Source organism: Mesorhizobium sp. YR577 (genome assembly GCF_900116595.1).
Taxonomy (GTDB): domain Bacteria; phylum Pseudomonadota; class Alphaproteobacteria; order Rhizobiales; family Rhizobiaceae; genus Mesorhizobium_M.
The window spans coordinates 44661-62634 of the sequence record NZ_FPBI01000030.1 but is presented as its reverse complement, the minus strand read 5'-3'; the positions used below and the strand labels follow the sequence as shown (position 1 = coordinate 62634).

The following is a 17974-nucleotide window of genomic DNA, read 5'->3' as shown; positions in this document are numbered from 1 at the left end:
AAGCCTGACTGGCGCACGCGTGGATTAAGGCCGAAATAGCTGACCAGCTTCTGAGGGCTCTTGAAGCGGGCGATATCGCCGATCGCCGCCATCAGCCCGGCCGCCACGGTCAGGTTGACGCCGGTGATGGTGAGTAGCCGCCTGATCGCTGGATCGTCCAGCGTGGTTTCGGCAATCTCCCGGTCGAGGATCGCCAGGTCCTCGGCAAGCCGATCGAGTTCGCGCACATGCCGCTCGATCGCGATCCGCTCATCGTCAGGCACCGGCTGCCGGACCAGCCAGACGCGACCGCGGCCGTTGAACAGATCGGCATGCGGACACTTTGGGATCAAATGCGCGTGCAGGATCGCGTGTACCTCGTTCTTGATCCGGGTGCGATGCCGCACGACCTGATAGCGCCGTGCGACCAGCCGGCGCATCCGCTCGGTGGCCGCATCCGGTGTCCAGATCTCCGGCAGGTAGCCGGCTGCGTACAAGCTGGCCAACGTGCCGGCATCAACCTTGTCGGTCTTCACATGAGCGTGGGCGATCGCCTTCACCTGAAGCGGGTTGGCAATCACCACCCGCCTCACGAACGGCGACAACACCCGTGACACCGCCATGCAGTTGCCAGTCGCCTCAATCACCACCTCGTCCGCCGCCAGAAGGCTCTTGCCGAAGCCTTCCAGTGCTGTTCGGGTCATGTCGACACGGCCGGCATGTCGAAGCCTGCCTTCTTCCCAGAAAACCACCTCCCCGAAAGTTCGGTGGATGTCTAGTCCAATTACGCGTCGCATTCGCGCCTCCTGTCAGATCAAATGACGGGAGCGGCGGGCGACACGACAACTACGGATTCGCGCTCACGGCGCAACCGGGCGAGTCGCAGAGGCGGCCAGCTACTAACACGAGCTCGCAGCTCATCGTACGGATCGGCCTGCCCGCACCTTCGTGCTCCCGGTGCCTCTGTCCCGGATGGTCGCACCATACGCCACGATTCTGGAAACCGCAGCCGGACATCGGCACCGAGAATCTTATACCGGTTACTAATCCGATCCCGGTCATCCTTAGCAGCTGGGAATGCCTCTTCGCTCTCCCTGAAGCGCCGCCGCAAGGTCATCAGCGTAGTACACCGCCATAACGACGGGTCGCGTATGGACATAGTCGCAGATGAAGGTGTCCCGCATACTGACTTCCCCACTCATTTCGATCGAGGCTGTCGACGATGCTGCAAAGATCGTCAAGGGGCTGGCTATCGCCGCAGTTGCTCCGAGACCGACCTGCAGCTGAGATAGTAGATGTGGAACATCGATATCGGGAAAACGGTAGTGGAGCAGGAAGCCGCCGCCTTCGTGCTCAGGCTTCTCTTGCATTCTTATACGAAATGGCCGCACCTTGTTTGTAGAGCTCCTCTATCTCAGTCGGGCAAAAGCCAATCTCTGAAAGAATTTGGTGGGTATCCCAACCCCTCGGTACAGCGGGTTGACCTGCTGAGGCACGGGTACCGTTGACAAGTATGGTTGGACGGATAGCGACGATCCGACCTTCAGCCGGATGGTCCTCGTAGCTGAGGAGTTGTACGGCCTGGAGATGAGGGTCTGTTGCAAGTGTTTCGAGTGTGTGACACGGCATGGCTGGGATATCCGCGTCGCGGAACATCACGAGCCACTCGGCAGTAGTCTTGCTGGTCAGCGGCGCGCCTCGAATGGCGAACCAAGTCTCCACATGCTTTGCTCGAGCTGCCACCGTGCTGAAGCGAGGATCGTCGATGAGGTCCTTTCTATCTGTTGTGTGGAGGAAGTTTCGAACTTGCTCATCCGTATTGATGGTGAGCGAAATGTAGCCGTCCCGGGTCAGAACGGGCCGATTGTTCGGATTTAGGAGACGCTGATCACCTGCCGGGCCGACCGGCGGAAGGAAACTTTGCTGCGCCAAGTGCTCCTGCAGGACGAACGCGGCCATCGTCTCGAACATCGGGACCTCGACAAGCGCTCCGACTCCGGTTCGCTGCCGCTCGGCGATGGCAGCCAAAATTGCGCCTGCCGCAATTTCACCGACTACGTGATCGCAAATCAGTAGCGGTACGTAGCTGGGGGTACCATCGCGTGCAAGACTTAGGCCGGCGATACCTGCGGCACCTTGCACAACACTGTCGTAGGTAGGAAGTCCTGCGTAAGGGCCGTCTGTCCCGTACCCGGTCAGCAGGCAGTATATCTTGTCGGGTGCCTTCGAGCGGATGTTTGAGGGCCCCCATCCAAGACGTTCCAGTGCTTGAGGTCGCATATTGGCAACGATCACACTTGCGGACTCGATGAGGCGATCCATGATCTCCTTGGCGCCAGGTGCCTTCAAGTTAAGGCAAATGTTCTGTTTGTTCCGATTGAAATGTAGATAGGCACCCGAGTGCTCACCTGTGGGCGAAGCACCACCGAGACCTCGCATGAGGTCTCCGGAAGGATTCTCGATCTTGACTATTTCGGCCCCGTACTGTGCTAACCTCGACGTTGCCACAGGACCGATGACGACGCTGGTAAGATCGAGGATCCGAACCCCCTTGAGCGGTTCAAATGTCATTGGATGCTTACCTTGAGTTCGACTGCCTTCGCTCCACGATCGTCATGAGCGGCCAGGCGCCATCCGCCACCATCCCGATTGGCCGCAAGCGTAATTGGTTGTCCGCAAAAAAGGGGTGCCAAATGTCGGACCTTAATGGCCTTGGGAACGACCCCTACCTCGTTTCGCAGCAGATCGGTCAACAGGATTGTCGTGAGCCCACCATTGACGACTAGGTCAGGATAGCCCTCGACATCCCGCGCATAGTTTCGATCGATGTGTATCCGATGCGAATTGAAGCCCAACGCCGAATATTGGAACAGCATGATCTCATCCGGGATGAGAACCTTTGAGATATCCGCGCGAACGGTCTGGAACACATCAGTTTGAGTCGGCCGGAATGGCCCATCGCTAAGAAGGATGTAAGTTTGAGTTTCTACAACCGCTGGCGCGATTGCCTCCAGTGGTTGCAATTGGTGACGAATCGTGGCGACAGCCATCGGCCCGGAGATGGACTCTTTCCGGGCGAGGCTAGCAAGGGAACTCTCCCGCCTCACACGGAATCCGATTGGGATCGCGTCTAGATATTGCACCTCACGCCCACCGAGCATCAACCGTGGCAAACCAATATCCGGAAAGTCCAGGCAGGAGAAACCGTCAGGCCGCAAGGATGAGCGCGTCGTCTCTCCCGCCAACTGAAAGAAATGCCAGCCAACTGGCAGAGCGGTACCATGGACGAACGCTGAAGGCCCACAGTCCAGCATCGCGGCTACGCGGCCAGCATTGGCCTCGGTGCAGACGAGCATCTTTGACTCTGGCGCAACCTCCCTTAGCTCCGTCATAACCACCTCTCAACGGTTGGATATTCGTATAAGTCTGTGCAACAGAGTCCGAGAAACGGGCTTACGAAAACCACCACGTCCGAACCAAGTCCTTGGGACTGCATTCTAGATCCATCCTCTCTGCATTCTCGACGCGTCCTCATGACAGCACACAAGAATACAGTTCATGTTCGGCACGATTTAGCTTCGGAACTACAATGCCTTAGGATCGGACCGAGCCACTTCACAACTGTCAATTGTGAGACACGCAGCGTTCGTCTCGCTGGCGCGCATGAGGCAATGGCCAGCCCCAAACTGATCGACGAATGTAGCGTCAAGAAGACCGGTTACCACACAATTTTCATTGGCTGTATCGATGACGTATTTCTAGCTTGAGACCTCCAGCGAGATGTCGCCGCTGTCTTGGACGAATGGATCACGGGCATCGTCAGCCAACTCAGGCACGCCTAAGAGCATCACTATTAAAAGCCCCAAAAGGTCCATGAGAGGAGACTACATTGATCAAACTCGGCACTTTCGCCATGCCACTTCATCCGCCACACCGGCCACTCGTTGACATCCTCAAGGAGAATGCCGAAAAAATTATTCTTGCTGACAAACTTGGCTTCGACATTGCCTATGTTGGCGAACACTACTCGTGCAGCACCGAGCAGATCGCTTCCCCGCTGATCTTCCTGGCCAGCCTGATCGACCGGACCAAGAGCATTAAGCTGGCATCCGGCGTAATCGGTCTGCCCCAACATCATCCGGCAATCGTGGCCAACGAGGTTGCCTTGATCGACCATTTGTCCGAAGGCCGTTTCGTGTTCGGTATCGGCCCGGGAGGTCTCGCCTCTGATCTGGAGATGTTCGATCACCTTGACCATGGCGTTCGCAACGAGATGGTTGCAGAGTCTCTCCGAATCATTCTCAAGATCTGGGAATCAGATCCACCCTATGACATCCCCGGCAAATACTGGTCGATCAAGATCAAGGATATGATCGTGCCTGAACTGGGTATCGGTACGATGAGCAAACCCTTTCAGATGCCGCATCCGCCGATCCACATCTCATCGATGTCCCCTGATAGTCCCACCGTTGCCCTCGCCGCCCGTAAAGGATGGGTACCTGTGACGGCAAACTTCACACCGGAGAACACTGTTATTGGTCATTGGAAGCAGTATGTAGCCGGCTGCGAAGCTGTGGGACGCGAGCCGACTGGCAAGGACTGGACCGTCGCCCGCAATATCATCATTGGCGAAAGCGATGCCCAGGCTGAAGACTGGTTGATGGATCCCAAGGGTTCCAGCCATTACTACTTCGACTACATGTGGCGCGTTCTGCTGGCAGCCGACTACACGACCGTCGCTAAGCCAGACCTCAACATGAAGGACGAGGACGTCACGCTGGAAAGCATCATCCGGTCCGCGGCGATATACGGCTCGCCCAAGACCGTCGCCGAGAAAATCAACAGCCTGCGCGAGAGATCGGGGCCGTTCGGCACCCTGCTGCTCGCCATGACCGACGGCAGCGGCCCCAACCTCGATCGCGAGAAGCAGACGATGCGCCGCCTCGCCGAGGAAGTCAGGCCGCTCATCAGGACCTGATGGTCTCCGGCCGGCGGTCCAAACCCGCGGACCGCCGGCCACCGATCCATCACCGTTGGTTGCTTCGAGCCGTTGGTCGACGAGCTTACGGAAAAGGCGAAAAGCCATCCGGCAGTAGCAACTCTCGTCGGCGAGCTTGAGGTTCTAGTCGCGTCTGGTTGTCTGCGCGATCTTTGCCGCACTGCACTAAGCTCCTGAAAGAAAATCTCGGGATTGAGGCGCGCACCCAGAGATATCGCTTACTATTTTCGACTCCAAAAGCCCTGCATTCATTAGCAACTCACGGCGGGTTCGCTCTCGCGGTTGGATGTTGCACGGCTTGTCAGCCTGTATGTGGGTACGAAGTGAGAGAGTGCGCCTTGTGCGACAACGATCCGTGCTCCGCTGTCGCAATAATGACAGTTTACCGTCAGGCGCTAGCAGCTCTATCAGATTGTCTATGGCGCGGATGTAAGTCGGAGGAGACGCCTCATTTTGGGGCGACCGGCAAGAGCGCCGGCGCTGGTCGGGAGGAATGTCAGCGCATACATGATCTTGCCGCCAATGCTTTGAAATGTCGACCCCATGAAGTCGACACTGGCACAGCATCCTTACAACCGCGCCGACAACGTCGGTGAGGATATATCGGAAAGAGACGTGACGCCAAACGGCGTGGGGTCAACTAATTACGTGCTCGTGTGCCGATTCTGGGGAGGCATGAAACGCGCACTCAACACATCGGAGGAGATATGAACAAGTTTAGCAAGATTGCGCTGCCATTGCTGCTGTCGTCGACCCTGGCGACTACCGCGATGGCGGGCTCGGATAACTTCTACACTGGCGCACCGCGCACTTACCTCTACAACCCGGCTGTCGATATCTGCTTCAAGGACACCAGCCAATACAAGAAGGAAGGCCCGTACACCATCGGCTTCTCGAACGCCGGCCTTGGTGACAGCTGGCGCGTCGTTGGTCTGCATTCGCTGATGAAGGCGGCAGCCGAGAACAAGGACAAGATCGCGCATCTCTACATCACCGATGCCGGTCATGACGACGCCAAGCAGGTCGCCGACATCCAGGATCTGGTTTCGCGCGGCATCGATCTGCTGCTCGTTTCCGCCAACACCGCCCAGGCCCTTGATCCGGCTGTGAGCCGCGTCATGGAGCAGGGCATCCCGGTTGTCATGGTCGACCGTCGCATCGAGTCTGACAACTTCGTCACCTTCGTGACGGCGTCGGATGCGATCTCGGGCCGCATCTACGCCCAGTGGATCGCCGAAAAGCTCCATGGCAAAGGCAATGTCATCATGCTGGCCGGTCAGGCCGGTTCCAGCCCGTCGGTGAATCGTGAGATTCCGGCTGAGGCCGTGTTCAAGCAGTATCCGGGCATCAAAGTGCTCGAGAAGGTCTATGCCGACTGGAGCCCAGTGAAGGCCAAGCAGATCATGCAGTCCATGATCCAGAAATACGGCAAGGATATCGACGCCGTATGGTCTGCCCACGGCCTGATGACCCCCGGCTCGATCGAAGCTTTCGTTGAGGCCGGCTGGGCCAACGGCGAAATTCCCCCGCACACCAACGCCGACGTCAATGGCGGTATGCAGCTTGCAATCAAGCACAAGGTCCCGCTTCTCGAAGTAGGCTATCCGCCGGCCATGATGGGCGAGTCGATCAAAACGGTTCTTTCGGTTCTCGCTGGCGCTCCGGTGCCCTGCATTTCCGAGATCAACAGCCAGATAGCGGTGACCGAAGGCGACAACACGCCGTCTGTGGACACCCGGCTGCGCATCACTGATTTGGTCCAGCTGGACGGGGCGCCGGATGCCCTGGTGACCGGTGGAATGGGTCCCGACTACGATCCCAAGAGCTACTCGGTCGACTACCCAAAGTGATCGCGAACTAGGTAGGCGCGCCGGGGGAGTTTACGCCCCGGCGGTCTCTCGGGGGAATTCATGCTGACGATTACAAATCTTTCGAAGGGCTTCCCTGGCGTTAAGGCGCTCGCAGGAGTGCAGTTCCAGGTTCAGGCCGGCGAGATTCATGCGCTTGTCGGGGAAAACGGCGCCGGAAAGTCAACCCTGACCAAGGTCATTGCCGGAGTCTACCAGCCCGACGAAGGCCAGATCGAATTCGACGGCGAGATCGTCCACTGGACCTCTCCCGCCGCTGCGAAGGTGGCCGGCATCCATGTCATCTACCAAGAATTTGTTCTCTTTCCGCATCTGTCGGTCGCCGAGAACATCTTCATCGGCCATGAGCGCCGAGGTGCGCTCGGATTGCTCGATCATCGCAAGACGCGTCAGGACGCAGTTGAGCTACTGAAGCGGCTTGGAGTTGAAATCGATCCGGATGCACGCGTCGCCGAGTTGAGCGTCGCCGACCAGCAGATGGTTGAGATCGCCAAGGCGTTGGTGCACAAGGTCAAGCTGCTTATCCTCGACGAGCCCACAGCTGTGATCGCCGGTAAGGAAGTCAATCTGCTCTTCGGTCGCCTCAGGGCGCTCAAGAAAGAAGGTGTGGCAATCATTTATATCTCGCACCGTCTGGAGGAGATCTTCGATCTGTGCGATCGCGTTACCGTGTTCAAGGACGGCCAGTTCGTTACCTCCAGACCAGTCAGCGAGGTTAATCGCGAACGCCTTGTTTCCTTCATGGTCGGACGCGACATGAGCGAGCTTTTCCCGACCAAGGCTGTAGCAGGGACCGATCGCCCGGTCGTGCTCAAGGCAACAAACGTGTCGGTCGTGGATCGCGTGAAAAATGCAAACCTTGAGCTGCGCGGCGGCGAGGTCACCGCTTTGGCCGGCATGGTTGGCGCCGGGCGCACTGAACTGGCGCTGGCTCTGTTCGGCGGCCTGCCTATGACGTCCGGTGAAATTTCGATCGGTGGGAATACGCATCGCAAGATGGTGCCTGCGCTGGCCATCAGTGAAGGGATCGGATTGCTGACCGAGGACCGCAAGGGTCAGGGTTTGGCGATGCTCATGGACGTCGCGGCCAATATCAGCGCCTCCGATTTGGCGTCCGTTAGCCGCTCAGGCCTGCTCGACCACGGTCGTGAGCACGAGATCGCGATATCCGAAATCGAAGCCTACCACATCGCCTGCCGCGGTCCTCAAGGCCCGGTCCTGACCATGTCGGGCGGCAACCAGCAGAAGGTGCTTGTGGCGCGCTGGGCGCGAACCTCGCGCAAGGTCATCATTATGGATGAACCGACACGTGGCGTTGACGTCGGCGCCAAGGCGGAAATCTACCGCATCATGCGCGGGTTGGCGGACAAAGGTCTCGCCGTTCTCATGATCAGTTCCGAAACCTCCGAGGTCATCGGTCTTGCCGACCGCGTTGTCGTGATGCGTGAGGGTGTGATCACCGGAGAATTGACGGGCGATCAGATCAATGAGCAACGGATCATCGAGCTCGCGACCCAAAAGCAGGCTGCCTGAGGAACCTGGTCATGACTGCAATCGCGAAATCCACATTCTTTTACCTGACGAAGCGCCAGGGTGGGCTGTTTACCGTGATCGGGCTGATGGTGGCTCTCGCCATCTTCGGGCTCATCGTCTCCGACCGTTTCGGTACGATCTCGAACGCTTCGAATATTCTGGAACAGTCGACCGCGCTCGCGCTGGTCAGCCTGGGTCAGACACTGGTGATCCTAACCGGCGGCATCGATCTGTCGGTAGGCTCGATGATCAGTCTCGCCAGCGTATTGCTTTCGGGCATCGCGAACGGCGATCCTGCCATGATGTATGTGGCCTTAGCCGTGGTAATAGGACTCGGGATCTTTGTCGGCCTCGTCAATGCCGGGCTCACCATCGGGCTTGGCGTGCATCCCCTGATCGTCACATTGGGAATGGGGGCCGCACTGCAGGGAATAACGCTGCTCTATACCCAGGGGCCAGCAGGCAAGATGCCGCTCGGCTTCGACTATCTGGCCTACGGTCGCCTCCTGGGAATACCGATCGGTGCCCTGTTCACCGTGGTGCTGTTTCTCATCATGGCGTGGTTCCTGCGCAAGGTGCCGTTTGGCCGCTACATCTTTGCCATTGGCGATGACGCAGTCGGCGCCAAGCTAATGGGTCTGCCGTGCAGATCAGTGTTATTCTTCGTCTACGCCTTCTGCGGTTTCACGGCCTCGCTCGCGGCGATCTTTCTCGTCGCACGGCTCGGCGTCGGTCAGCCCTATTTCGGGCAGAACTACACGCTCACCTCAATCACGCCGGTCGTGGTGGGCGGAACGCTGCTGAGCGGCGGCCGCGGCGGCGTCATCGGGACGCTCATGGGCGTCTATCTGGTCTCGCTTCTTAACAATCTGCTCAACTTCCTCGACCTATCGACCCACTACCAGCTGATCATTCAGGGTCTTATCGTGATCATCGCGGTATCGGTTTATGTCGAGAACAAGAGGAAAGTCTGATGTCACAGACGGTCGACGCAACCTCAATGACACCGGTTCGCTGGACTGAAAGAGCGCAGGAGATCATCCGCAACTACGGCATTCACATTGCCCTGGTCGTGCTTATCATCGTCTCGGCGTTGCTGTCGCCGCAGTTCCTCAGCAGCCGCAATATCTCCAACATGCTGCTGCAGGCCGCGCCCCTGGGGATAGTAGTGATCGGACAGGTGCTAGTCATCCTGGTGCGTGGGCTCGACCTGTCTGTGGCGTCCGTAATGGCGACCGCCGCTGTGGTCGCCACGAGCTTCAACGGACAAGACAGCGACGCGCTCGTGGTCTTCGCTGTCGCCATGGCAATCGGCCTGGCCACCGGGTGGGTCAACGGCCTTTTGATTACCAAGCGCAACGTGTCGCCGTTCCTTGCGACGCTTGCCACCATGATTGTGCTTCAAGGCATGCGCTTCGCCTACACGCAGGGTGCACCTTCAGGCAACGTGCCACCCTTCTACCGGATCCTGGGGTCGCAGACTTTCTACGGCGTGCCCTACAATCTGCTGATGCTGATCGTCCTGGCCGCCGTTTTCTCGATCGTGCTGCATCGCACAACATTCGGCCGCAGGATCTACATCACGGGTGGAAATCCAGTGGCAGCACGCCTGGTCGGCATCAATGCCGATCGCGTGACGATTGCCTGCTACGTGATTTCGGGAGGCCTTGCCGCGCTCGCGGGTCTCATCCTGTCGGGCTTTGTAGGCATCGTCGACAACTGGGTGGGTCGCGGTTTCGAGCTCGACTCGATCGTTGCTGCAGTCATGGGCGGCGTCGCCCTGTCCGGTGGCCGCGGGTCGATCGTTGGCGGACTCGTCGGCGCCGCCATCCTGGTGGTGGTGTTCAACGCCGTGCTGATGATTGGATTTCCGATCCAGTTCCAAATCATCATCAAGGGCCTGGTAATCGTGGTCGCCGCGGCGTTCTACGTGAGGCGGGTACAGTAATGCGCCCGACAAAAATCTCGGCGCGGGTATAGGTTTTCCGCGCCTGAACCGAAACGGGAAGGAGGGGTTCCCGTCGCAAACGCGAAGCAGCCGGATCTATTTTTCGGCAGCGTGTTTGGATTGACTGCGCTCTCCGATCCCAGTGTTCGAGAGCGCCCCCAAAAACGTGCCGTGCATAACGTCCAAGGCAGACCGTGCAGGAAACTGGAGCGGCTGCCATAACGGTTCAAGGGAGATCATCGATATGCTCAGACGCATAGCATCACTCGCACTCGCCGCCGGCCTAGTGGCCGCATCGGCATCTGCGCTTCTCGCGCAGGAAGCAAAGACAGGATATCAGGGTGCGTCCCGCACCCTGCTTTGGAGCACTACCAACATCCCGTTTGTCGATACGACAAAGTTCAAGAAAGATGGTCCATACGTCGTCGGGTTCTCAAACGCCTCCATCTCGAACAGTTGGCGCGTTGGCATGCTCCATTCGATCCAGCAGGCCGCGGCCGACAACAAAAACAAGATCAAGCAGCTATTGATTACTGATGCGAATGACGACCCGGCAAAGCAGGTTTCTGACGTCCAGGATCTCCTGGAGCGGGGCGTCGACATTCTGATCGTCTCTGCAGCGACGTCTGACGCCCTCAATGCGATTGTGACCAGGGCGACAGAACAGGGCGTTCCCGTGGTGATGGTTGACCGCCGCGTCACCAGTGACAACTTTGTCACCTTCGTCACTGCGTCCGATAACGTCTACGGTCACATGAGCGCGCAGTGGTTGACCGAAAAGCTCGGCGGCAAAGGCAATATCGTCATGCTGCCCGGCATGGCCGGCGTGAGCGTGGCCGAGACGCGTATCGCCACGGCCAGGCAAATCTTTGCAAACTATCCCGATATCAAGATACTCGATTTGCAATATACCGACTGGAGCCCGGCCAAGGGCAAGCAAGTGATGGCTGCGCTGTTGCAAAAGTACGGCGATCAGATCAACGGGGTGTGGGCAGACCACGGCCTGCAGGGTTCGGGTGCTCTGGAAGCCTTCGTCGAAGCCGGCTGGGCCAAGGGTACGATCCCGCCGATTACCTGCGCCGACCTCAATGGCTGCGTGAAGCTCGCCGTCGAGAACGAGGTTCCGGTATTCAACTACGACTATCCACCGGCCATGGGTGGTGTCGCGGTCAATGTTGCACTGGATGTGCTCGCTGGAAAGCCCGTGCCGCATCAGTATGAGATGAGCGTGGACATCGCCATAACCAAGGGTGATGAAACACCCTCCGTGAAGGCCGACAAATGGGTCCAGGACTATGCGCGCCTCGACAAACCGAACGATCTGATCTTGTCGACGGGTATTCTGGACTACGATCCGAACACCTTCAACGTCGACTATCCGAAGTGAAATACAGGCGCCGCAGCCAATGGCTGCGGCGCCTACTCGACGGCGAGCTTCTTGCAAACTCCGCCAGATTGTCAAATCCGGTGATCGCGCTCCTTGCCAAGTTCAGCCACCTTGATAAGGCCATAATGCAATATCGCGTCGACCGTCTCGTCCTTGAAACAATCAATGACGCCCGCACCGCCGCCCGCACCGACCATAGAAGATAGGCCGCCCCAAAAGGACAGCTGTAACCCTGGGATAAAGCCTAGACGCCATCGGTTCCGCGGCGGAGACACCATTGTCCAGGATCAAGGGCACACCGCCCTTCACCTCAGCAATCGACTAATAATCGTGTTACTCAAACACTCAAAGGCTGTGCTATGAGCCGGGCTACTCGTTGTTGGAGTAAGGCCGGAGGCCCCGACAGTACTGTGGCTAATCCAAAGATCGTGTCGCTTACTTCTTTACCGCTTCGACATCGATATCGAGCACAATGTCGGGACCAAGACCAAAGTCGGGCATCTTTACGATTCCGAAAGCGGGTCCGCTGAAGGAGCCGGTAGCGAAGAATCCGGTCTTGATCGTATTCGCATCCCAGGGAAGCGGCGACTCTCCATTCCATACGACGTCCAGGATTACAGGCTTGGTCGTGCCGAGCAAGGTCAGGTCGCCCGTCACCTTGGCAGTCTGATCGCCGGTCTTTTCAATTGCGGTACTTTTGAAGGTGATCTGCGGAAATTCCTCGGCATTCAGAAAATCCGGGCTCTTCAGATGCGTGTTGCGCTTTTCGTCATTCGTATCGATGCTCGCTGCCTCGATCGTGATCTCGACAGTGCTTTTCGTGACATCTTCCTTATCGAACAAGATGCTGCCGGATACGGTCTTGAACGCGCCGTGCGCTTTCGCCCAGCTTGCATGGTCGGTCTTGAAGCCAACCCATGCGTGCGTCGGATCGATATCGTAACTGTCAGCTGCGAAGACAGAACCGGTCATGGCTAGGCCGATCAGGGCAGTCGTAAGGCTCAAGAATTTCATGGATTCTCCTTTTGTTGATCCCGAACGGGAGGGGGGTCCGGAAGTCCGGACAGATAGCGGCCTCACGCTTGTACAATGGCCGCAATTAGAACAGCTACGGCTGCAGGAACCGCAACGAGTACGCCTGATGTCAAAGGTCGCAGGAAGCGTGGCTGGTGCGCGAAGGTGATTTGTCGCCAGGAAAGGACGGTGGACACTGCAATCGGTAGGACGGAAAGGACAAGTGTGGCCGGCACCGCACTTGGCGTAAAAAGCACTGTCATCGCAACAGCGATTGCCGCGGTCCAGACGAAGGCAAAGGCCGCCATGCCCTGCAGAGCAAAAGCATTATCTTTGCCACGCAAGTAGGCGATGTACCCGACAAGGAGCCAGCCGCCAAACAGGGCGGCAAGTGCTCCGCTCATCTGCGCCATTCCTATGTACCCGCCCAGGATAGCGGAAAGAGCGGTCGCGATTGCTGTTGCCATCAAGGATGCAGGCAACGCCGCTGACGGCAATCTTTGTGAACGGCCGCTCGAAACCAACGATTGCGCAATAGCTGCGAGCATCAGCACGACGCCGAGAGTGGTTGCTTTCGTCGAGTTGGCAATGATGATGTTACGTCCGAGCCACCATACGGGAACGGCAAGGGAGATGACACTGATGAGAATAGAAACGCCACGCTCAAGCGGCTGCTTGAGCCCCAGAGCAAGAAGCATGAAAACGATACCACCGCTGAGCAACAAAACCGGCAGTTTCTGTTTTGCAGCAATGGGAGGAAGCGTGGGAAATCCCTCTATCGATACGCTTGCGATAGCGGCGGCAATGGGGATGAGAAGCGCAGTCAACGCTATGCTTCTGGTGGAATTTTCCTTGCCGGCCACGGCGATCAAAATGCCGAGAATGAGCGGCAGCACGATCGTTGTCAGAAGTATGTGAGTAAGCATGATGTTAGGATCCCAAACGTTCACCGAATGGTAAAATGTGATCTTCACCCGACAATCGGGCGCTGGCTATTCAAGCCCGTATCGGCGCGATCTCTTTCGAAGCAGCGGTTCAAAATCGAGGGTTGGCCCGACAGGCACAATCCCTGTCGGATTCAAGCTCTGGATTGAGTAGTAACCACATTTGATATGATCGATATTGACCGTTTCGGCGATACCCGGAACGGACAACATCCGATGAAGGTACGCAGAAAGGTTCGGGTAATCTGCGATCCGGCGGAGATTACATTTGAAAAGGCCGTGATAGGCTGCGTCGAACCGGACAAGCGTCACAAACAGCCGGATATCGGTTTCCGTCAGTCGCTCCCCAAACAGGAAGGCACTTCCATCGAGCAGGATCTCCAACTTATCGAGCATCCCGAATACACCGGCGAAAGCCTCCTCATAGGCTTCCGGTGTGGTTGCAAAACCGGCACGGTAGACACCATTGTTGAGGCTTGGGTAAATTTCGTCGTTGAGTGCGTCTATGCGTGAACGCAAATCTTCCGGGTAGAGGTCGAAACTTTCATCAGCAAGTGAGCCGAAGCCACTGTTGAACATACGCACGATATCGGCCGACTCATTGTTGACGATCGAGCATCTCTTCTTGTCCCAGAGGACCGGTACCGTTGCGCGGCCAGTGATCTTAGGGTCAACCCGTGTGTAAATCTCGTGCAAGTACCGGGCACCGTTCACCTCATCCCGATCAGAGCCGGGATAGCTACCAAACCGCCAGCCTTCCTTTGTGAGCGCGGGCTCAACCGCTGCCAACGAGATCAGACCTTCAAGCTTCTTCAGTTTGCGTACAATCAGGGTCCGTGACGCCCATGGGCAGATCAGGGCGACATAGAGATGATAGCGCCCGGCCTCGGCTTCGAAGCCACCTTCGCCGGTTGGCCCGGCGCTTCCGTCGGGGGTAATCCAGTTTCGAAAGCTGGACGTCTGTCGTACAAATCCGCCCTTTGCATCTTTCGCCTGGACCGGTTGCCAGTCCGCTGTCCATTTGCCATTTACGAGCATCACGCTCTCCTTAACTGTTGAACTTCATGGCTGCGCGAGGCTGGGGTGACCAACGCGGCGGCAATAAAGCGCTGCGCCAAAAGAACACCCTCGCTTGAGATCGAGTGCCCGAGGGCCGGGAGGAGCCTAGCTTCGGTTTCATAACCTGAATCTTGCAAAGCCTTTTGTGCCCTGGATGTCTCATCGACCGGCACAACAGTGTCACTTGTTCCGTGGAGAAGCAGAAGTTTCGTTCCACTCGATGGTTGGAATGGCTGAGGAGACGCAAGACGGCCCGAGAATGCGACGCCAGCCGCGACGGGCCACCGCCCCGATGTCACGGCGTCGAGAAGCATCATCGAGCCTTGCGAAAAACCGACAAGAACGACTCGGTCCAGCCTGTCTGCAAAGCCGTGTCGCCGCAACTCGGCGCTGAGTACGGCATCGAAGGCGGGCCGCGCCTGGACTATTCTTTCAGGACGGTTTTCGGTCGTTACGCCAGCAACACTGAACCACTCCCTACCGCCAAAGTCCGAAGGAAACGGTGCGTCAGGTGCCACGAAAACCACATTCGAGAGTAAGCTGCGCCAGGCATCTGCGAGTCCCATCATATTGCGACCGTCGCTTCCGACGCCATGCAGCAGGACGATAAGGGTTTCTTGATCCGGTAGCGTTTTCATCAGTCTTTCGATCCTTTTTGGTAGTCCCGCCGGCGCTTCATCGCGCCGGCGAAACGCAGTGGTTACTTCACGATACCGAAGGGATCCGGCACGCTATGCTGGTTTGCATTATTCCAGAAGTTCTGGAGCACGAAGCCGTATTCGGACAGATTGCTGGTGAAGGGGGCCAACATCGCATTCGCCGTCGGCCGCTTCCAGTCAGCCTGAAGTTCGCAGGCAAGCGCAAAGGTGCTGACCAGCTCCGCGCCGGCGTTGCTCATGCGCGACATGGCTGCTTCTGCCTCGTAGCGATTCCAGGCGCCGCATGCATCGATGACAGGGAAAACCTTGTAGCCGTCGTTCAATAGGGAGAGCGTGGGGAACACGCAGCACGTCCCGATTGTCACACCGGCAAGGATAATGTGTCGGCGGCCCGTGGACTCGACCAGATCTTCGAACGCCTTACGGAAAGTCGGGTCCTCATACGCGTTGATGATCCCGGTTCGACGGTAAATCGGCTCTTGCGGAAAGAGTTCCTTGATCTCGGGTAGAGTGTCACCGTTTTGCCACTGCGCATTCGACGTGGTAATCAAGACCGGAATTTCGAGCGCCTTTGCAGCGCGTGCGAGGCCCACCACGTTGCTCTTGAACTCGGCCAGCGAGGTGAAGTCGCGAACACCCGTCATCAGGCCTATCTGGTGATCGATAAGCAGCACGATGCTGTTTTCCGGCGTCGGTTTGTCATGACCGAACCGACCGGCGGCGCGGGCTTCTTCGGCGGTAACCTTGTTCGGAAGAATGGCGTCGGCGGTCGGGCTGACAATGTCGGTCGGACGGGAGGTGTTGATCATGCGGTTCTCCTTGCTTAATATCTAGAGGGAAGTCAGCGCGCGGGCGGTGCCCACAAGCGTGGCGCACAGAAACTGCGCGGTATGTGCAGTAGTGCGATGCCTCAAGTGGATCGTAACTGCCGATCGCCTAGTAGCCCTGGTAATCGAGTTGCGGCCAGACCATCTCAGGAAGCTGCCTTGTCACGTCGGATAATCTCGGCCGCCCGATAGCCAATAAAGACGGATGGAGCCATAGTGTGCCCCCGGATCACTGTGGGCATAACCGAAGCATCAGCGACCCGTAGCCCCTCCACGCCTCTCACGCGCAATTCGGAATCTACGACAGCGTTTGCATCGTCGGCTGAGCCCATACGTGCGGTGCCCACTGGATGAAAGACCGTACCGACGTCTGCTCTGATATGCGCTGCCAGTTCCTCATCGGACGCATCCGGCGATGGATATATAGTCTCCGCCCAGGATGCGAGAACTGAGGAGGCCACCATCCGATGGGCAATGCGCAACCCGGAGACAAGTGTTTCCACATCTGCCTGCTCGCTCAAGTAGGAGGGGTCAATCAAGGGCTTTGCGAAAGGGTCTGCGGATGCCAGGCGAACGCTACCCCGGCTTCGCGGCTGCAGCAGAACCACGCCGATCGTAACGCCTGAGCGCTTGTCTGCGTCTGGGAACTGCGGGAAACTGGATGACGTAGTGTTATAGGAAAGGAGGAATTCAAAATCAGGCACCGCGTGGCCGTCCAGAGATGCCCACGCCACACCGTTCTCGGGGAAATAGCTGGCCGGCCCGTTATGCGTCTCCAACCAGCGTTGGACCGCCGCGTCGCCGAGATCTGGAGCGACGGATCCTTTGGCATCAGCGGTCCCTAGCGTATAGACGTGGGCGTATAAATGATCCTGGAGGTTCTGCCCGACACCGGGCAGATCGACGATGACATCCAGGCCAAGTTCCTCGATGTGCTCGCGTGGTCCGACACCCGAGAGCATTAGGATTTGGGGGGTGTTGAAGGCCCCGGCGGAGAGCACGACCTCTCGGCGCGCGCCGATGGTTCGCACCCCGTCGACGTCCCTGATCTCCACTCCGACCGCTTTATTTCCTTCAAAGACTACGCGAGTGACATGAGCGCCTGTCAGGATTGTGAGGTTGGCCCGCGCGCGCACACTTTCATCGAGGAAATCGTCCGCGATAGTGCGACGAACCCCGTCGACGAAGAGCGTTTGAAAGCGTTCTGCAACGAACGGGTCTGAACCGTTCGAATCGCCGCGTTTTCCTAACCCAGCGTTGACGTAGGCATCGAGAATTTTCTCAGACAGATCCGTCGGCGTTGTCAGATCGTTCATCACGACAATGCCGTCGTGACCGCGCGTGTCGGATGGTCCACGATCCGACGCTTCGATCTGCAGGAAAGCATCAACAGCGGTCTTGCCGTTCCAACCCTTCGCGCCCGCGGCCTCCCATGCGTCATAGTCTTCCGGCCGCCCGCGCAACCATGCACCAACGTTCAGCGTAGTCGATCCGCCAACGGCGCGCCCGCGCGGGTGCTGGATTATCCTGCCGTTGAGGAAGGGCTGTGATATGGTTTCATACGCCCAATTCTTGTCAGTGCCCCAAGTCAGAAAAAAAGCACCCTGGCTGCGGCCGATATCGTAAGGGTTCTCCTGCCCGGCCTCGATCAAAAGCACGTTGATATCCGGGTACTCACTCAATCTTGCCGCAAGCGCTGCACCGGCCGCGCCTGCGCCAACCACGACGATATCGTAAATGTTCATCTCAAATCTCCG

General features: G+C 57.9%; 16 protein-coding genes. 6 read left to right on the top strand and 10 right to left on the bottom strand.

Translation table 11 applies throughout. The features are described 5' to 3' along the window. The 3 genes from BM413_RS28540 to BM413_RS28525 all read right to left on the bottom strand — a co-directional run. Positions 1-776: IS110 family RNA-guided transposase (locus BM413_RS28540; protein ID WP_139238682.1), on the bottom strand; the 776-nt coding region annotated here is incomplete at its 3' end. 556 nt (positions 777-1332) lie between these two features. After that, positions 1333-2550, bottom strand: coding sequence for a CaiB/BaiF CoA transferase family protein (locus BM413_RS28530; RefSeq protein WP_091918234.1), 1218 nt, complete (start codon positions 2548-2550; stop codon positions 1333-1335). Further along, a complete protein-coding gene (locus BM413_RS28525) occupies positions 2547-3335 on the bottom strand; it encodes an HTD2 family dehydratase (RefSeq protein WP_210188996.1) in 789 nt (262 codons plus the stop codon). Before BM413_RS28525 ends, BM413_RS28530 begins: the two co-directional genes overlap by 4 nt. A gap of 533 nt (positions 3336-3868) precedes the next feature. Between BM413_RS28525 and BM413_RS28520 the strand changes: the two genes are divergently transcribed. From BM413_RS28520 to BM413_RS28495, 6 genes are all read left to right on the top strand, one after another. Next, a complete protein-coding gene (locus tag BM413_RS28520) occupies positions 3869-4957 on the top strand; it encodes an LLM class flavin-dependent oxidoreductase (protein WP_091918232.1) in 1089 nt (362 codons plus the stop codon). A 728-nt stretch (positions 4958-5685) separates the two neighbouring features. Next, the gene (locus BM413_RS28515; RefSeq protein WP_091918231.1) at positions 5686-6828 is read left to right on the top strand and encodes an ABC transporter substrate-binding protein; all 1143 of its coding nucleotides are present in this window, start codon (positions 5686-5688) and stop codon (positions 6826-6828) included. Positions 6829-6888: 60 nt separating this feature from the next. After that, on the top strand, positions 6889-8379 hold the full coding sequence (locus BM413_RS28510) for a sugar ABC transporter ATP-binding protein (protein ID WP_091918230.1): 1491 nt from the start codon (positions 6889-6891) through the stop codon (positions 8377-8379). An 11-nt stretch (positions 8380-8390) separates the two neighbouring features. Then, positions 8391-9353: an ABC transporter permease gene (locus tag BM413_RS28505; protein WP_091918229.1), complete on the top strand. Its 963-nt coding sequence runs from the start codon at positions 8391-8393 to the stop codon at positions 9351-9353. Continuing rightward, entirely contained in the window at positions 9353-10327 is a 975-nt protein-coding gene (locus BM413_RS28500) for an ABC transporter permease (RefSeq protein ID WP_244538074.1), read from the top strand. Before BM413_RS28505 ends, BM413_RS28500 begins: the two co-directional genes overlap by 1 nt. 286 nt (positions 10328-10613) lie before the next feature. Next, positions 10614-11714 carry an ABC transporter substrate-binding protein gene (locus BM413_RS28495; RefSeq protein WP_244538073.1) on the top strand — a complete coding sequence of 367 codons (1101 nt, stop codon included), beginning with the start codon at positions 10614-10616 and terminating at the stop codon, positions 11712-11714. Positions 11715-11785: 71 nt separating this feature from the next. On the opposite strand, the gene BM413_RS34065 is transcribed toward BM413_RS28495, so the two are convergent. From BM413_RS34065 to BM413_RS28465, 7 genes are all read right to left on the bottom strand, one after another. Next, positions 11786-11911, bottom strand: coding sequence for a hypothetical protein (locus tag BM413_RS34065; protein WP_280141869.1), 126 nt, complete (start codon positions 11909-11911; stop codon positions 11786-11788). Between the two features lie 238 nt (positions 11912-12149). Beyond that, positions 12150-12728 (bottom strand): YceI family protein, encoded by a 579-nt coding sequence (locus tag BM413_RS28490; protein ID WP_091918228.1) that lies wholly within the window; start codon positions 12726-12728, stop codon positions 12150-12152. A gap of 62 nt (positions 12729-12790) precedes the next feature. Next, entirely contained in the window at positions 12791-13702 is a 912-nt protein-coding gene (locus BM413_RS28485) for a hypothetical protein (protein WP_091918227.1), read from the bottom strand. Positions 13703-13720: 18 nt separating this feature from the next. After that, positions 13721-14710 carry a glutathione S-transferase family protein gene (locus BM413_RS28480; RefSeq protein ID WP_091918226.1) on the bottom strand — a complete coding sequence of 330 codons (990 nt, stop codon included), beginning with the start codon at positions 14708-14710 and terminating at the stop codon, positions 13721-13723. Beyond that, positions 14710-15369 (bottom strand): alpha/beta hydrolase, encoded by a 660-nt coding sequence (locus tag BM413_RS28475; RefSeq protein ID WP_091918225.1) that lies wholly within the window; start codon positions 15367-15369, stop codon positions 14710-14712. Before BM413_RS28475 ends, BM413_RS28480 begins: the two co-directional genes overlap by 1 nt. A gap of 62 nt (positions 15370-15431) precedes the next feature. Next, positions 15432-16199 carry an isochorismatase family protein gene (locus BM413_RS28470; protein WP_091918224.1) on the bottom strand — a complete coding sequence of 256 codons (768 nt, stop codon included), beginning with the start codon at positions 16197-16199 and terminating at the stop codon, positions 15432-15434. A 164-nt stretch (positions 16200-16363) separates the two neighbouring features. After that, positions 16364-17962 carry a GMC family oxidoreductase gene (locus BM413_RS28465; protein WP_091918223.1) on the bottom strand — a complete coding sequence of 533 codons (1599 nt, stop codon included), beginning with the start codon at positions 17960-17962 and terminating at the stop codon, positions 16364-16366. Positions 17963-17974 lie beyond the last annotated feature (12 nt).

What these genes read in the sequence shown, in the direction of transcription:
- BM413_RS28500 (WP_244538074.1), top strand. Translation starts at nt 9,353, where the DNA reads ATGTCACAGACGGTCGACGCAACCTCAATGACACCGGTTCGCTGGACT.
- BM413_RS28475 (WP_091918225.1), bottom strand. Translation starts at nt 15,369, where the DNA reads ATGAAAACGCTACCGGATCAAGAAACCCTTATCGTCCTGCTGCATGGC.
- BM413_RS28480 (WP_091918226.1), bottom strand. Translation starts at nt 14,710, where the DNA reads ATGCTCGTAAATGGCAAATGGACAGCGGACTGGCAACCGGTCCAGGCG.
- BM413_RS28525 (WP_210188996.1), bottom strand. Translation starts at nt 3,335, where the DNA reads ATGCTCGTCTGCACCGAGGCCAATGCTGGCCGCGTAGCCGCGATGCTG.
- BM413_RS28470 (WP_091918224.1), bottom strand. Translation starts at nt 16,199, where the DNA reads ATGATCAACACCTCCCGTCCGACCGACATTGTCAGCCCGACCGCCGAC.
- BM413_RS28465 (WP_091918223.1), bottom strand. Translation starts at nt 17,962, where the DNA reads ATGAACATTTACGATATCGTCGTGGTTGGCGCAGGCGCGGCCGGTGCA.
- BM413_RS28510 (WP_091918230.1), top strand. Translation starts at nt 6,889, where the DNA reads ATGCTGACGATTACAAATCTTTCGAAGGGCTTCCCTGGCGTTAAGGCG.
- BM413_RS34065 (WP_280141869.1), bottom strand. Translation starts at nt 11,911, where the DNA reads ATGGTCGGTGCGGGCGGCGGTGCGGGCGTCATTGATTGTTTCAAGGAC.
- BM413_RS28505 (WP_091918229.1), top strand. Translation starts at nt 8,391, where the DNA reads ATGACTGCAATCGCGAAATCCACATTCTTTTACCTGACGAAGCGCCAG.
- BM413_RS28530 (WP_091918234.1), bottom strand. Translation starts at nt 2,550, where the DNA reads ATGACATTTGAACCGCTCAAGGGGGTTCGGATCCTCGATCTTACCAGC.
- BM413_RS28490 (WP_091918228.1), bottom strand. Translation starts at nt 12,728, where the DNA reads ATGAAATTCTTGAGCCTTACGACTGCCCTGATCGGCCTAGCCATGACC.
- BM413_RS28515 (WP_091918231.1), top strand. Translation starts at nt 5,686, where the DNA reads ATGAACAAGTTTAGCAAGATTGCGCTGCCATTGCTGCTGTCGTCGACC.